The sequence below is a fragment of the Streptomyces sp. NPDC036822 genome, assembly GCF_055609145.1.
In genome coordinates this window covers 301,210-316,110 of record NZ_JBVJPY010000003.1, presented here as the reverse complement: position 1 = coordinate 316,110, position 14,901 = coordinate 301,210, and the positions used below count along the sequence as shown (strand labels likewise).

The 14,901-nt window shown below is 73.5% G+C and carries 13 protein-coding genes; 5 read left to right on the top strand and 8 right to left on the bottom strand.

The features are described 5' to 3' along the window. Positions 1-23: 23 nt before the first annotated feature. Complete coding sequence (locus tag ACZ68P_RS08975; protein ID WP_471004341.1) at positions 24-308, bottom strand: hypothetical protein; 285 nt, start codon at positions 306-308, stop codon at positions 24-26. Between the two features lie 367 nt (positions 309-675). Here ACZ68P_RS08975 and ACZ68P_RS08970 point away from each other — a divergent pair, with 367 nt between their 5' ends. From ACZ68P_RS08970 to ACZ68P_RS08950, 5 genes are all read left to right on the top strand, one after another. Next, on the top strand, positions 676-897 hold the full coding sequence (locus tag ACZ68P_RS08970; protein WP_365713161.1) for a hypothetical protein: 222 nt from the start codon (positions 676-678) through the stop codon (positions 895-897). Between the two features lie 85 nt (positions 898-982). Beyond that, entirely contained in the window at positions 983-1,609 is a 627-nt protein-coding gene (locus ACZ68P_RS08965; RefSeq protein ID WP_471004339.1) for a PadR family transcriptional regulator, read from the top strand. Between the two features lie 259 nt (positions 1,610-1,868). Continuing rightward, complete coding sequence (locus tag ACZ68P_RS08960; protein WP_471004337.1) at positions 1,869-2,639, top strand: ABC transporter ATP-binding protein; 771 nt, start codon at positions 1,869-1,871, stop codon at positions 2,637-2,639. Continuing rightward, a complete protein-coding gene (locus ACZ68P_RS08955) occupies positions 2,636-5,497 on the top strand; it encodes an ABC transporter permease (protein WP_471004335.1) in 2,862 nt (953 codons plus the stop codon). The genes ACZ68P_RS08960 and ACZ68P_RS08955 overlap by 4 nt, the downstream gene beginning before the upstream one ends. Positions 5,498-5,608: 111 nt before the next feature. Beyond that, on the top strand, positions 5,609-6,154 hold the full coding sequence (locus tag ACZ68P_RS08950; RefSeq protein ID WP_471004333.1) for a bacterial proteasome activator family protein: 546 nt from the start codon (positions 5,609-5,611) through the stop codon (positions 6,152-6,154). A gap of 162 nt (positions 6,155-6,316) precedes the next feature. On the opposite strand, the gene ACZ68P_RS08945 is transcribed toward ACZ68P_RS08950, so the two are convergent. From ACZ68P_RS08945 to pdhA, 7 genes are all read right to left on the bottom strand, one after another. After that, complete coding sequence (locus tag ACZ68P_RS08945) at positions 6,317-7,300, bottom strand: NAD(P)H-quinone oxidoreductase (RefSeq protein WP_471004331.1); 984 nt, start codon at positions 7,298-7,300, stop codon at positions 6,317-6,319. Positions 7,301-7,310: 10 nt separating this feature from the next. Then, positions 7,311-8,369: a potassium channel family protein gene (locus tag ACZ68P_RS08940; RefSeq protein ID WP_471004909.1), complete on the bottom strand. Its 1,059-nt coding sequence runs from the start codon at positions 8,367-8,369 to the stop codon at positions 7,311-7,313. 20 nt (positions 8,370-8,389) lie between these two features. Continuing rightward, positions 8,390-9,829, bottom strand: a complete 1,440-nt coding sequence (locus ACZ68P_RS08935) for a molybdopterin molybdotransferase MoeA (RefSeq protein ID WP_471004907.1) — start codon at positions 9,827-9,829, stop codon at positions 8,390-8,392. A gap of 314 nt (positions 9,830-10,143) precedes the next feature. Continuing rightward, positions 10,144-11,028, bottom strand: a complete 885-nt coding sequence (locus tag ACZ68P_RS08930) for an NTP transferase domain-containing protein (RefSeq protein WP_471004329.1) — start codon at positions 11,026-11,028, stop codon at positions 10,144-10,146. A gap of 259 nt (positions 11,029-11,287) precedes the next feature. Next, a complete protein-coding gene (locus ACZ68P_RS08925; RefSeq protein ID WP_471004327.1) occupies positions 11,288-12,691 on the bottom strand; it encodes a dihydrolipoamide acetyltransferase family protein in 1,404 nt (467 codons plus the stop codon). Then, complete coding sequence (locus ACZ68P_RS08920; RefSeq protein WP_365713182.1) at positions 12,691-13,716, bottom strand: alpha-ketoacid dehydrogenase subunit beta; 1,026 nt, start codon at positions 13,714-13,716, stop codon at positions 12,691-12,693. Before ACZ68P_RS08920 ends, ACZ68P_RS08925 begins: the two co-directional genes overlap by 1 nt. After that, positions 13,716-14,876 (bottom strand): pyruvate dehydrogenase (acetyl-transferring) E1 component subunit alpha, encoded by a 1,161-nt coding sequence (gene pdhA / locus ACZ68P_RS08915; protein ID WP_471004905.1) that lies wholly within the window; start codon positions 14,874-14,876, stop codon positions 13,716-13,718. The genes ACZ68P_RS08920 and pdhA overlap by 1 nt, the downstream gene beginning before the upstream one ends. Positions 14,877-14,901 lie beyond the last annotated feature (25 nt).

Here is a 14,901-nt window from a genome sequence, read left to right as displayed (position 1 = left end):
GTGGTGAGTGGCGCGCCCCTCTCCTACGGAGCGCAGAACGCGTCCGCCTGGCCGGCGGGCCCCGCGGTGAGCGGGACGGCGGCACCCTCTGTGGCGCGAGCGGGGTCCGGCGCCGCCCGGGTCTCCGACTCGGGGCCGGGGTCCTCCGTCGCGCGACCGGACGTGCGCGCGGCGCGGGCGGGGGCCTCCGCCGCGCAGCCGGACCAGCGCGTGGCGGGGGCCTCCGCCGCGCAGCCGGCTCCGGCGACGACTCCCGTACCTTCCGCCCCCTCGGCTCCCGCCGCGTCATCGGCGGCGGGCGGGGGCAAGCGCCCCGGAGCTCCCACGACCCACAGGCCGGGCGCGCCCGGCAAGGCCCCCGGCAAGGGTGTCGAGAGGCCCGCCTCCGGAAAGGCCACGGCCTCGCGGCCGGCCACGGCGGCCCCGGGTCGCGGGACGGCGGCCACGCCCGGCGCCTCCGGAGCGCCCGCCGCCCCCGCCGCGCCCTCGGTGACGCCCGGGCCCTCCGAACCAGGCGCCCCCAGCAGGTCCGCCTCGCTCGCCGGACGCCCGGCCGGACAGGGGCGTGAGCGCCCCGGCCGCCCCGCCGCGTCCCCGGTGCCGGTACCGCTCTCCCCCGGCGAGTCGGCCGACCCCTCGCGTACCAAAACCGCAACAGCCGACGACCCTCCGACGTTGACGGAGGACGAGGCACAGGACCACGAAGGGGTACCCGCGACGGAGGCGACGCTCCCCTCCGGAGCGCCCGAAAGCCTGCCCGCCGCCGCCCGCCGACTGGGCACGGAATCCACCTCCACCGTCGTTGACCGGCAGATTCCCGTCCTCACCCTGGGCGCGGGCCTCGCCCTGATGGGCCTCGGGATCGGCTTCCTCGGCATCCGGATGCGGCGCCGCTGAGCCTCCGGGTCCCCCTTGAGACGGACGCGACGGTTCCGTCTGAGGTCGCTTGTCGGCGTGGACATACTCGGTATACATACTGAGTATGTCGATCCGTCACGGGCTTCTCGCCCTCCTCGAACGGGGTCCTCGGTACGGCTCACAGCTCCGTACGGAGTTCGAGTCCCGCACCGGTTCCACCTGGCCGCTCAACGTGGGCCAGGTCTACACGACCCTGAACCGTCTCGAACGCGACGGCATGGTCGCCCAGGACGGGGAGGACGAGGCAGGCCACGCCCTCTACCGGATCACCGACGGCGGGCGGGCCGAGCTGAGGTCCTGGTTCGAGAAGCCCGTCGACCGCACGAGCCCCGCCCGTGACGAACTGGCCATCAAGCTCGCCATGGCCGTCGGCGCGCCCGGCGTGGACATCCGTGCCGTCATCCAGTCCCAGCGCCATCACACCGTGAAGGCGATGCAGGACTACACCCGGCTCAAGGCCCAGGCCCTCGCCGCGCTGGAGAGCGGGGAGAGCCGGGAACGGGACGACGTGGCCTGGCTGCTCGTCCTGGAACAGCTGATCTTCCAGACGGAGGCCGAGGCCCGCTGGCTCGACCACTGCGAGGCCCGGCTGATCCGCCTCTCGGCGACGGCCGCCGCCGTCAAGGAGACCGGAACGCCCGCAGGGGCGGTCACGCCCGCCGAGGACGTGCGCCCGGCACCCCTGCGCTGACCGCCGGCCGGTCCCGCCGGAGAAGCCTCTTTCCCCACACGGGAAGCGTCTTCCCCGGACGGTAAGCCGCTGTTCCGCGGAGCCTCCGCACCGACCCCGCCCGACTCCGCTCCACCCACCGCCGCGCCGCCACCCGGACCGCACCGCACCGGGCCGACCCGCGGCCCCACCATCCGTACCGCCTCTTCGACCGCTCCGTACGCGCCCACCGCCCGTCATCCGGGCGTCGATCCCGCGTACGACCTAGGGGGACCCCTCCATGACCACAGCGCAGTCCCATCAGCCACAGCAGTCACGGCAGCCACAGAAGCCCGTGCTGCAACTCCAGAACCTCACCCGCGTGCACGGCTCGGGCGCCACCGAGGTGCACGCCCTGCGCGGCATCGACCTCGCCGTCTACCCCGGTGAACTCGTCGCCGTCATGGGCCCCTCCGGCTCCGGCAAGTCGACGCTGCTCACCATCGCGGGCGGGCTCGACACCCCGACCTCCGGCCGGGTGATCGTCGAGGACACCGACATCACCACCGCCGGCCGCAAGGCGCTCGCCGCCCTGCGCCGCCGCAGCATCGGTTACGTCTTCCAGGACTACAACCTCATCCCGGCCCTGACCGCCGCCGAGAACGTGGCCCTGCCCCGGGAGCTGGACGGCGTCTCCGCCCGCAAGGCCCGCACCGAGGCCCTCGCCGCCCTGGAGGAGATGGAGCTCGGCCACCTCGCCGACCGCTTCCCCGACGAGATGTCCGGCGGCCAGCAGCAGCGCGTCGCCATCGCCCGCGCCCTCGTCGGCGACCGCCGCCTGGTCCTGGCCGACGAACCCACCGGAGCCCTGGACTCCGAGACCGGCGAATCCGTCCTCGCCCTGCTCCGCTCGCGCTGCGACGCCGGCGCCGCGGGCGTCCTCGTCACCCACGAACCGCGGTTCGCCGCCTGGGCCGACCGGGTCGTCTTCCTGCGCGACGGCGCCGTCGTCGACCAGACCGTCCGCAGCGACGCCGACTCGCTCCTGTCCGGCCAGGCGGCCGAGCGGTGAACAACTGGTTCCATTCCTGGCGCGCCGCCATCCGCATCGCCCGCCGCGACGCCTGGCGCTTCAAAGGCCGCAGCTTTCTCGTCCTCGCGATGATCGCCCTGCCCATCCTGGGCGTCAGCGCCGCCGACCTGACCCTGCGCAGCTCCGAACTCTCCCCCCAGGAGCAGCTGGAGCGCAGCATCGGCGCGGCCGACGCCCGCTTCAGCGACACGCAGTACGCGGGCGTGCCCATCTACCAGTCCCCTGACGGGGACATACACACGCCGGCCAAGGACTACGGCGACGCGGTCTGGCCGAGCGGCCCGACCGATGTCACCAAGGCCATCCCGGCCGGCTCTATTGTCCTGACCGACACCACCGGCAACGCCAAGCTCACCACCGTCCACGGACTGCTCCAGACCGAGGTCCGTGAACTGAAGGCCGCCGACCCGGTCGCCGGGGGCATCATGAGTCTCCAGGAGGGCCGCTTCCCCGAGAAGTCCGACGAGGTCGCCGCCACCACGCACTTCCTGGAGACCAGCGGACTGTCGATCGGCTCCACCCTCTCCGCGCGGGGCTACGACCGCCCGTACCGGATCGTCGGCGCCTACGAACTGCCCAACGACCTGAAGACCGACCAGGTCAACGCCCTGCCCGGGGCCTTCCTCGCCCCGTACGCGAAGGCCGCCGAGAGCGCCGGCCTGTCGAAGCCGCAGCCCTCCACCACGTATCTGGTGAAGCACTCCGGTGGTTTCACGTGGAACAGCGTGCAGCAGATCAACACCAAGGGCGTGGCGGTCCTCTCGCGCCTGGTCCTGCTGGACCCGCCCGCCGACTCGGAGGTCCCGCTCCTCCAGATGGCCGGCTGGGGCGACTACCAGCAGAGCGTCGGCGCCCAGACCGCCGAACTCGCCGCCCTGGGCACCGTCGTGGGCCTGGCGATGCTGGAGATCTGTCTCCTTGCCGGCCCCGCCTTCGCCGTCGGCGCGCGCCGCTCGCGCCGCCAGCTGGGCCTCGTCGGAGCCAACGGCGGCGCCCGGAACCACATCCGCGCCATCGTCCTGGCCGGCGGCCTGGTCATCGGTGTCGCCGCGGCCGTCGTCGGCACGGTCCTGGCCCTGATCCTGACCTTCGCCCTGCAGCCTCTCCTCGAGCAGTACATGGGCCAGCGGTTCGGCGCCTTCGACGTCCGCCCGCTGGAGCTTCTCGGCATCGCCCTGCTGGCCGTCCTGACCGGCCTGCTGGCGGCGATCGTCCCGGCCGTCACCGCCTCCCGGCAGACCGTCCTGGCCTCGCTCACCGGCCGCCGCGGTGTCCGCCGCAGCAGCCGTGTGCTGCCCATGGTGGGCCTCGGCGCCGTGCTCCTCGGCGGGGCCATCGCCCTGTACGGCTCGGTCGTCACGGACCAGTTCGTCATCGTCGCGGGCGGCAGCGCCATCGCCGAGCTGGGCGTGGTCGCCCTGACCCCGGCCCTGGTGGGCCTGTTCGGGCGGATCGGCCGCTGGCTGCCGTTGTCACCGCGGCTGGCCCTGCGGGACGCGGTGCGCAACCGGGGTCGTACGGCCCCCGCCGTCGCCGCCGTGCTCGCCGCCGTCGCCGGTACCGTCGCCGTCTCCACCTACGCGGCGAGCGACGAGGCCGAGGCCCGTGCCGAGTACCAGGCCCAGCTCCCGTACGGCGCGGTCTCCGCGCTCGTCGTCGAGGAGGGCGGCCGGGACGTTCCGGCGGTCCGTGACGCCGTCCAGCGTCTGTTCCCCGTCGACACCCGCGCCGACGTCGCCCGCGTCCACGTCGGCAAGCCCACCTGCGCGCCCTACGGCGGCGAGCCGGGGTGCGGCCGGTTCGACATCGTCATCCCGAAGGCCAACGAGTGCCCGCTGTGGGGTCCGAGCGCCGACGGCGAGGACCCGGCGTCCAAGTTCACCCGGGCTGAGCGCGAGAAGCTGGCCAAGGACTGGCGCTGCCTGGAGAGCGGCAACGGCGGGATCATCGGTGCCGAAGGCGGTCTGCTCGTGGGTGACGCCCCCGTCCTGAAGGTGCTCGGCATCAAGGACGCGGCCGCCGAGAAGGCGCTCGCCGACGGCAAGATCGTCACTTTCTCCCGGGCGCAGGTCGGACGGGACAGCACGATCTCGGTCAAGCTGATCGCCGACGCGGAGGCGGCCGACCGGGCCGAGCAGGAGGGCAAGCCGCTCCCCGGTGTGGTCAAGACCCTCCCCGCCCACCTGGTGACCGGGGACCACAAGGCGTACGGCCTGCAAGGGCTCATCACCCCGGCCGCGGCCAAGGCGGCGGGGTTCTCCACCGTGCCGCTCGGTTCGTTCTTCTCCACCGACACGTTGCCCGGCACCGAGGCCCGGCAGAAGCTGGACGGCGAGCTCGCCAAAATCGGCAGCGATGTCGACCTCCGCGTGGAGGAGGGCTTCGTCGGCGACACCAGCATCGTGCTCCTGGCACTGACCGTCTTCGCGGGCCTGGTCACCATCGGCGCCGCCGGTATCGCCACCGGTCTCGCGCAGGCCGACGCCGAGGCGGACCTCAAGACCCTCGCCGCGGTCGGCGCACCGCCCCGCGTCCGCCGTAGCCTCAGCGGATTCCAGTGCGGTGTGGTCGCGGCGATGGGTGTCATTCTCGGATCGATGGCCGGAGTGCTGCCGGCGATCGGGCTGCGTCTCACCGAGCAGCGCCAGCGGGAGCGGTTTTTCGAGCAGGCCCTCGCGGAGGGCTGGGGCGGTGCGCTCACGCCTCCGCAGGTCACGATCGTCATGCCGTGGGCGACGCTGCTCGCCCTGCTGGTCCTGGTCCCCCTCGGCGCCGCGATCCTGGCCGCCCTGGTGACCCGTTCACGCGGAGCCCTGGCCCGCCGCGCCGCGACCTGACCGGGCCGTTCCCGCCCGTTCCGTTGCCTTGCTGTGCCCCTGTACGAGGGTGGATCACCCTCGTACAGGGGCACACCGTGTGGTGAGGCATGTGTGCGAGAGAATGGCGGCATGGAGATGCCGAGGAATGAACGGTCGCAGGAGAGCCCCCAGGTCCTCATCGTGGGACAGGACGGTATGGCTCTCGGCGGCACTCAGGGTGACGACGAATCCCGCGAGGTCCCGGTGACGGAAATGGTCGAGCAGCCTGCGAAGGTCATGCGGATCGGCAGCATGATCAAGCAGCTCCTGGAGGAAGTACGGGCGGCACCTCTCGACGAGGCCAGCCGCGTCAGGCTCAAGGACATCCACGCCAGCTCGGTCAAGGAGCTGGAGGACGGGCTCGCGCCCGAGCTGGTCGAGGAACTGGAGCGTCTCTCCCTGCCGTTCACGGACGAGGCGATCCCCTCCGAGGCGGAGCTGCGCATCGCGCAGGCCCAGTTGGTGGGCTGGCTGGAGGGTCTTTTCCACGGCATTCAGACGGCACTGTTCGCCCAGCAGATGGCGGCCCGTGCCCAGTTGGAGCAGATGCGGCGGGCCCTCCCGCCGGGCACCTCGCACGACGAGGACGACGACCAGGGCCACGGCCACGCGATCCGCTCCGGCCCCTACCTCTAGGGGTGTCCGGCCGATCGCAACCCAGACCTCCAGGGGTGTGCAGTCGATCGCGACCCAGGCGAGTCTTTCCGGACACGGCCTAGGAGTTCCCGGCCCGTACAGCGCGCGAAGGGGCCCGGCACACGAGCGTGTGTGCCGGGCCCCTTTGGCATAGGACGGGTGTCAGCCCTGCGCGAGCAGCAGGACCTTCCCCACGTGCGTCCCGGAATCGAGCGCCCGGTGGGCCTCGGCGGCGTCCCGCAGCGGCAGCGTGCGGTCGACGACCGGACGGACCGTGCCCGCGCCGATCAACGGCCAGACGTGCTCGCGCACCGCGGAGACGATGGCGGCCTTCTCCTCGAGCGGGCGGGCGCGCAGTGTCGTCGCCGTGATCGCGCCCCGCTTCGCGAGCAGCGCGGCCAGGTTCAGCTCGCCCTTCACTCCGCCCTGCATGCCGATGACGGCGAGCCGCCCGTTGACGGCGAGCGCCTTGACGTTGCGGTCCAGGTACTTCGCCCCGACGATGTCCAGGATGACGTCCGCACCGGCTCCGTCGGTCGCCTTGCGCAACTCGTCGACGAAGTCCTGCTCGCGGTAGTCGATCAGGATGTCCGCGCCCAGCTCGGCGCAGCGCGCCAGCTTCTCCGGCCCGCCGGCGGTCACCGCCACCCGCGCACCCACCGCCTTGGCCAACTGGATCGCCATCGTTCCGATGCCGCTGGCCCCACCGTGCACGAGGAGCGTCTCACCCGGCCGCAGGTGGGCGATCATGAAGACGTTCGACCAGACGGTGCTGGTGACCTCGGGCAGCGCCGCGGCCGTGACGAGGTCCACCCCCTCCGGGAGAGGCAGCAACTGGCCTGCGGGGACCGCCACCTTCTCCGCGTAACCGCCCCCGACGAGCAGGGCGCACACCTCGTCGCCGACCGACCAGCCGGACACCCCGGGGCCGAGTTCGACGATCCGTCCGGAGCACTCCAGACCTGGATACGGAGAGGTACCGGGCGGCGGGTCGTAGAAGCCCTGTCGCTGGAGCAGATCGGCGCGGTTGACGGCGCTCGCCACCACCTCGACGAGGACCTCGCCCTGGGCGGGCACGGGATCGGGCACCTCGGCCCACACCAGGGCCTCGGGACCACCGGGTTCCGGAATCGTGATCGCATGCATGGCGGCGAGGCTACTCCGGCGGCGTCGACAACGGCGTGACAGCCGCCGCGCGCACGATCGTGATCACACGGTCCGTCAACTGCAGGGGACTGGCGGCCGGGTCGTCGTAGCTGAGCAGCCGGTGTCCGCGCAGCACGCTGACCACCAGGTCCTCGGTCTCGCGTACGTTCTTGCCCACCTCGGCCTTTATCACCGGCCGTTCGATCAGGTCGAGGCCCGAACCCTGCTGGATGAGGTCCTCCATCACCGTGCCCGCGCTGGGGCTGAGCACCGAAAGCCCCAGCAGGCGGCCCGCCGCACTGGCACTGGTGATGACGGCGTCCGCGCCGGACTGGCGCAGCAGCGGCGCGTTCTCCTCTTCCCGTACCGCCGCGACGATCTTCGCGCCCCGGTTGAGCTGCCGGGCCGTGAGGGTGACCAGGACGGCGGTGTCGTCGCGCTGTGTGGCGATGACGATCTGACGGGCCCTCTGCACCTCGGCGCGGACCAGCACATCGCTGCGGGTCGCGTCGCCGACCACACCGACGAAGCCGTCGGCGTTCGCCGTCTCGATCACCTTGCTCGAGGGATCGACGATGACGATCTGCTCCTTGCGCAGTCCGGTCGCACAGAGCGTCTGGATCGCGGATCGCCCCTTCGTACCGAAGCCGACGACGACGGTGTGGTCACGCAAGGTGGACCTCCAGCGGTTCAGCCGCCACTCCTCCCGGGTCCGTTCGGTGAGGACCTCGAGAGTGGTGCCGACCAGAATGATCAGGAAAAGCACGCGCAGGGGCGTGACCAGCAGAATGTTGACGAGCCGCGCCGAGTCGCTGTACGGGACGATGTCGCCGTATCCGGTGGTCGAGAGCGTCACGGTCGCGTAGTAGAAGCAGTCGAGGAAAGAGACCGTCTCATTGGCGTTGTCGTGATACCCGTCCCGGTCGAGATAGACGATCAGGACCGTCACGAGGAGGACCGCCAGCGCCATCAGCAGCCGCTTGCCCACCTGGCGCAGCGGCCGCTCGACGACCTGTCGGGGCATGTGGACCCGGGAGGGGACCACCTTTTCGTCGACATGGCGGGCCATGATGTCCCGACTGGGAAGTTTCACGTGAAACACACTCCTTGGGACGCTCCTGCGGCCGGCGCCACGGGCCAGGGGAGGTCGAGAATCTCCAGGACGTCACCGGGCTTCGCGCCGCCGGGCGACACTACGGCCATGCCGTCCGCGGCCGCGATGCCCCGGAGCATCGCCGGGCCGTTGTAGTGCAGGGGTACGGCCTCCTCGCCGCGATGGACGACCGGGACGAGCCGGGTGTCGTGCGGATGGCCGTGCACCTCGTCGCGTACCGGTGCCCGGTACGGCGCGGGCGCCGGGGCACCTCCCAACGCACGCAGCAGGGGCTCCGCGAGGGTGAGGAGCCCGGAGACGGCGGCGAGCGGGTTGCCGGGCAGGCCGACCAGATACCTGCCGGGGCGCTCGGCTTCCTGCGCCTTGTCGGGGGAGTCAAGGCGGGCGAGGAGCATCGGGTGGCCGGGGCGGACCTTCACGCCGTCCACGAGCAGGGTGGCGCCCGCTCGGGCGAGGACGGGGTGAACGTGGTCGACGGGGCCTGCTGCCGTACCACCGGTGGTGATCACCAGATCGGCTTCCGACCCGGTGACCGCCGCGTACAGCGCCTCGGCGTCGTCGCCGATCCGGCGGGTGGCGAGGACCTCGGCTCCGAGCGCGCTGAGCCACGGGCCGATCATCGGACCGAGGGCGTCGCGGATCAGGCCGTCGTGGGGGAGGCCCGCGGTGAGCAGCTCGTCCCCCAGGACCAGGATCTCCACCCGGGGCCGGGGCACGGTGTTCAACGCGTCGTATCCGGCCGCCGCGGCGAGGCCGAGCACCGCGGGGGTGATCGGCGTGCCGGCGGGCAGCAGGTCGTCGCCGGAGCGGCACTCCTGGCCCCGGGGACGGATGTCCTGGCCGTGGACCACCCGGTGCCGGGCGTGCAGATGTCCGCCGGTGTCGGTGCGGGAGTGCTCGCTGCGAATGACCGCCGTCGTCTCGGCCGGGATCCGGGCGCCGGTGGCGATCCGTACCGCCGTGCCGTCGGCGAGCGCGCCGGCGGGGGCGTCTCCGGCGAGAACGGACTCCGCCTCGCGGATCTCCCAGGGGCCGGGGCCGGCGACCGCCCAGCCGTCCATCGCGGAGGTGTCGAAGGGCGGCAGGTCGGTGAGCGCGCGCAGCGGTTCGGCCAACACCTGGCCGAGCGCCTGCCCGAGCGGGACGGCGCGCGGCGCGCGGCCTGCCCCGGCCTCCGCTCCCGACCGGACGGCGACGGACCGCGCCGCGGGCCACGAGGTGGCTCGGTGGGCCTGCTCCGGGCGCGGCCCGGCGGTGCGGGGCCGCCCGAGGAGGGCGAGCGCGTCGTCGACACCGTCGCTGTCGCTGTCGCTCTCGGCGGCATGGGAGGCGGGCTGGGGGGTGGGCTGGGGACCGGACGTGTCGCGAGGGCGCGGCTCGGGAGCGGCCGCCACCTGGAGACCGGGGCGGGTCAGGGGGGCGGTGCCGGTCCGGGGGGCGGTTCCGGTCTCGGGGGCGGTTCCGGTCTCGGGGGCGAGGCCGGACAGAGGGTCGTGGCCGGACAAGGGGGCGGAGCGGGTCGTGGGCTTGGAGGGGGTCGCGGGCCTCGCTCCGGGCTCGGGTCCGGAGCCGGTTCGACGGCCGGGGGCGGCCTGAGGGCCGGGAGTCGCCTCAGGGCCGGCCTCGGGCCCCGTGGCGGCCCGCGGGCCGGGGCGGGGGTCGAGGCCGGTGGTGGCACGTGTGGCGGCGACGGCTTGCGGGCGGGTGTCGGTCCCGCGCTCCTGCGGTGTCATCCTGCGGTGCCCTGCTCCGTCTCCGCGGCCCACCGGTTCGCGAGCGCCGCGGCCTTGCGGGCGGCCTCGGCGACCGCCTCCGGGGCGGTTTCGCCACCGGCGGCTGCCTGAGCCGCCGCGTAGCCGACCAGGAACGTGGTCAGCGGCGCGGCGGGGCGGGCGACCCCGTGGGCGGCGTCACGAGCCAGGTCGAGCAGGACGCCGGTGTCGACGTCGATCTCGATGCCCAACTCGTCCTTGACTGCGGTGATCCATTCGTCCAGCACGTTCCCATGCTCCCTGATACGGGCCCGGGCCGTGGCGATGTCCTCCCAGGTGTCGCAGTCGAAGGAGGCGAGGGGCTCCGCGGTGACCCGGGTGGTGCGGAGCCTTCCGGTGAGCAGACGCAGGGGGAGGCCGCTGAGGATGCCGTGTTCGGCGGCGATGAGAGACAGCTCACGCCGCAGTGACTCGGTGCGGTAGGCGGCGACCAGCGGCTGGTCGCGCCCTTCGCCGTCGACCAGCAGCGCGACCTCGGCAGGCGGCGCGTCGGGCGGGCCTGACGTCTTGTTCAGGGTGTCGAGGAGACGGCGACCGGTCGTCTCGTCGAGAAAAGGCAGGTCAGCGGAGAGGACGAGCACCTGCTCGGCCGTCACCCGCCGGACTCCGGCGTCGAGCGCGGCCAGCGGTCCCCCGCCGGGCGGCTCCTCGCGGGTCCACTCCACGGGCCGCACGGTCTGACGTCGGTCCCCGACGACGACCGTCCTGGCGGCTTCCCGACAGCCGCCGAGCACCCGGTCGAGCAGCGCCCGCCCACCGACCCTCACCTGGGGTTTGTCCACCCCGCCGAGCCGCCTGGCGGCCCCTCCGGCCAGCACGATGGCGTCATACGCGGTCGTCATCCCAGCAGTATGGGCCGCGCCCGGCGGGATGCACCCGGAAGATCGGCGACGTCTCACGGACGGAGACATCCCCCGCCTGCCCGGGGCCCGCCCCAGGGCACGGGCCGGGTCCGGGGGCTTCAGAGGGCTTCAGGGGGACAGGAGGCGCCCGAACACGCCTCCGGCGACGGGAGGCCACGTGCGGGGCCGGGGCCGCCGCCCTGTCGAAAGGTCACCGTCCGGGGGGGGCGGGCCGTCCTGGCCCGCCCCCGGCCGTGGATCAGACGGTGCGGAGCAGCACCGCGGGCTGTTCCACGCAGTCCGCGACGTAGCGGAGGAAGCCGCCCGCCGTGCCGCCGTCGCACACCCGGTGGTCGAACGTGAACGACAGCTGGACGACCTGCCGTACGGCGAGCTCGCCCTGGTGGACCCAGGGCTTCGGGATGATCCGGCCGACGCCGAGCATCGCCGCCTCGGGGTGGTTGACGATCGGCGTGGAGCCGTCGACACCGAACACCCCGTAGTTGTTCAGCGTGAAGGTCCCGCCGGTCAGGTCGGCCGGGGTCAGCGTCCCCTGCCGGGCCGCCTCGGTCAGCCGCGCGAACTCCGCCGTCAGGGACTCCGCCGTGCGCGTACCGGCGTCCCGGACGACCGGGACGACCAGGCCGCGTTCGGTCTGTGCCGCGAACCCGAGGTGCACGGACGGCAGCCGGACGATCTCCCTGGCGGCCGTGTCCACCGTGGAGTTGAGCTCCGGGAAGCGGGCCAGCGCGTGGGTGCAGATGCGGGCGAGCAGCGCGAGGAGCGAGATCTTCGGGCCGCCGGCCGCGTTCATCGCGGCCCTGGCGGCCAGGAGCTCGGTCGCGTCGGCGTCGACCCAGCACGTCGCGTCCGGGATCTCCGTCCGGCTGCGCGACAGCTTGTCGGCCACGGCCCCCCGGACCCCGCGCAGCGGAATCCGCTCGCCGTGCGCCGCGGAGGCGACAGGCGTGGGTGCGGTGACAGGGGCCTGCACAGGGGTCGCCGCGGCGGCCAGGGCCTGCTCGACGTCGGCGCGCAGGATGAGCCCTTCCGGTCCCGACCCGCGCACCTCCCGCAGGTCCAGTCCCCGCTCCCGGGCCAGCTTGCGCACGAGCGGCGAGATGACCGGGACGGGCCCGTCGTGGGCACCGTTCGCGGTCTCCGCGGAAACGGCGGGCGCCGAGGGTGCGGCAGCGGGCGCCGAGGGTGTGGCGGCGGGGGCCGCCGCCGCGGCGGGGCTCGCCTGGCGGACCCGGCGGCGTCGGGCCGCGGGTCCGGCCGTGCCGTACCCGACGAGCACGTTGCCGGAGTACTCCGAGGACTCGGCAGCCGCGGCGGTGCCCGCGGACCCGCTCGCCCCGGCGGACCCGGCAGCCGCGCCGGCCGACGCGGCGACCGTCCCCGCCCCGGTCTCCGTGCCGCCGACCGCGACGGTCAGCAGGGGAGCGCCGACGGGAAGCTCGGTTCCCTCGTCACCGAACCGTGCCGTCACCACACCCCCGTAAGGGCAGGGCACCTCCACCATCGCCTTGGCGGTCTCGACCTCGACGACGGGCTGGTCGATGGCGACGACGTCGCCGACGTTCACCAGCCAGCGCACGATCTCCGCCTCGGTGAGGCCTTCGCCGAGGTCAGGCAGCTTGAATTCGAGCACCTGGGCCATCAGCTCCCCGCCTCCCACTGCAGCCGCGCCACCGCGTCGAGGACGCGGTCCACGCCCGGCAGGTGGTGCCGCTCGAGCATCGGCGGCGGATACGGGATGTCGAATCCGGCGACGCGCAGCACCGGCGCCTCCAGGTGGTGGAAGCAGCGCTCGGTCACCCGCGCCGCGATCTCCCCGCCCGGCCCGCCGAAGCCGGTCGACTCGTGCACCACGACCGCCCGGCCGGTGCGCCGCACCGACGCGCAGACCGTCTCGTCGTCGAACGGCACCAGCGAGCGCAGATCGACCACCTCCAGGTCCCAGCCCTCGGCCCGCGCGGCCTCCGCCGCCTCCAGACAGACCGGCACGGAAGGCCCGTACGTGATCAGCGTGGCGCTGCGGCCGCTGCGCCGCACCACCGCCTTGCCGATCGGCTCCACCGCCTTCGGCGCCTCGGGCGACCAGTCGGACTTCGACCAGTAGAGCCGCTTCGGCTCCAGGAAGACCACCGGGTCGTCGGAGGCGATGGCCGCCCGCAGCAGGCCGTAGGCGTCCTCGACCGTGGCCGGGGTGACGACATGGAGCCCCGGGGTCGCCATGTAGTACGCCTCGGAGGAGTCGCTGTGGTGCTCGACGCCGCCGATGCCGCCGCCGTAGGGCACCCGGACCACCAGCGGCATCGGGAGCGCCCCGCGGGTGCGGTTCCGCATCCGCGAGACGTGGCTGATCAACTGCTCGAACGCGGGGTAGGCGAAGGCGTCGAACTGCATCTCGACGACCGGCCGCAGCCCGTACATCGCCATGCCGACCGCCGTGCCGAGGATGCCCGCCTCGGCCAGGGGGGTGTCCGTGCAGCGGTCCTCGCCGAACTCCTTGGCGAGCCCGTCGGTGACCCGGAAGACGCCGCCGAGGGTGCCGACGTCCTCTCCGAGCACGTGCACCGTCGGGTCCTCGGCCATCGCGTCGCGCATGGCCCGCTGCAGGGCCTGCGCCATGGTGGCGGGCTTGGCCGCGGCCCGGTCCGCCGTCTTCTGCGCGGTGGTCATCACGCCTCGCTCTCGGCGTCGAGTTCGGCGCGCAGCTGAGCCGCCTGCTCACGCAGTTGCGTGGTCTGCTCGGCGTAGACGTGCGCGAACAGGTCCATCGGGTCCAGCACCGGGTCGGCGTTCATCCGCTCGCGCAGGGCGGCGGCCATCGTCTCGGCGGCCTCGGCCGCCGCACGCTTGCCGTCCTCGTCGAGAAGTCCGCGCTCCGTCAGCTCCCGCTCCAGGATCCGGATCGGGTCGTGGGCCCGCCACGTCTCGACCTCGCCGTCACCGCGGTAGCGGGTGGCGTCGTCGGCGTTGGTGTGGGCGTCGATGCGGTAGGTGACGGCCTCGACCAGCGTCGGTCCGCCGCCCCGACGGGCGCGCGCCACGGCCTCGGTGAGCACTTGGTGGACGGCGACGGCGTCGTTGCCGTCCACGAGCCGGCCCGGCATGCCGTATCCGACGGCCTTGTGGGCGAGGGACGGCGCGGCGGTCTGCTTGGCGAGCGGTACGGAGATCGCGAAGCCGTTGTTCTGCACCAGGAACACCACGGGGGCCTGCCAGACGGCCGCGAAGTTCAGCGCCTCGTGGAAGTCGCCCTCGCTGGTGCCGCCGTCGCCGACCATGGCGAGCGCGACCACGTCGTCACCCTTGAGCCGGGCGGCGTGGGCCAGGCCGACGGCGTGCGGCAGCTGGGTGGCGAGCGGGGTGGACAGCGGAGCGATCCGGTACTCCCGCGGGTCGTATCCGGTGTGCCATTCGCCGCGCAGCAGCGTCAGCGCCTGCACGGGGTCGAGACCGCGGGCGACGGCCGCCAGGGTGTCGCGGTACGAGGGGAAGAGCCAGTCGCGGTCCTCGAGCGCCAGCGCGGCGGCCACCTCACTGGCCTCCTGGCCGGTGGTCGACGGGTAGACCGCGAGCCGGCCCTGCTTCGTCAGGGCGGTGGCCTGGGCGTTGTACCGCCGGCCGCGCACCAGCTCCGCGTAGAGCCGCCGCAGCAGCTCGGGGTCGGCGTCGGCCACGGCGTCCGTGCCGAGGACCCGGAACGGCTCGGCGTCGGGCAGCAGCGGGGCGGGGTCCGTGCGCGGCTTCCACGCCGGAGGCGGGGTGGGCCGGTAGACCGGGGCGGCAGCGGGGGGCTCTTGGACTGTCGAACTGCGCTGTTGCAACGAGTCCACCTCCTCGTGGGAGCGGGCATAAGAC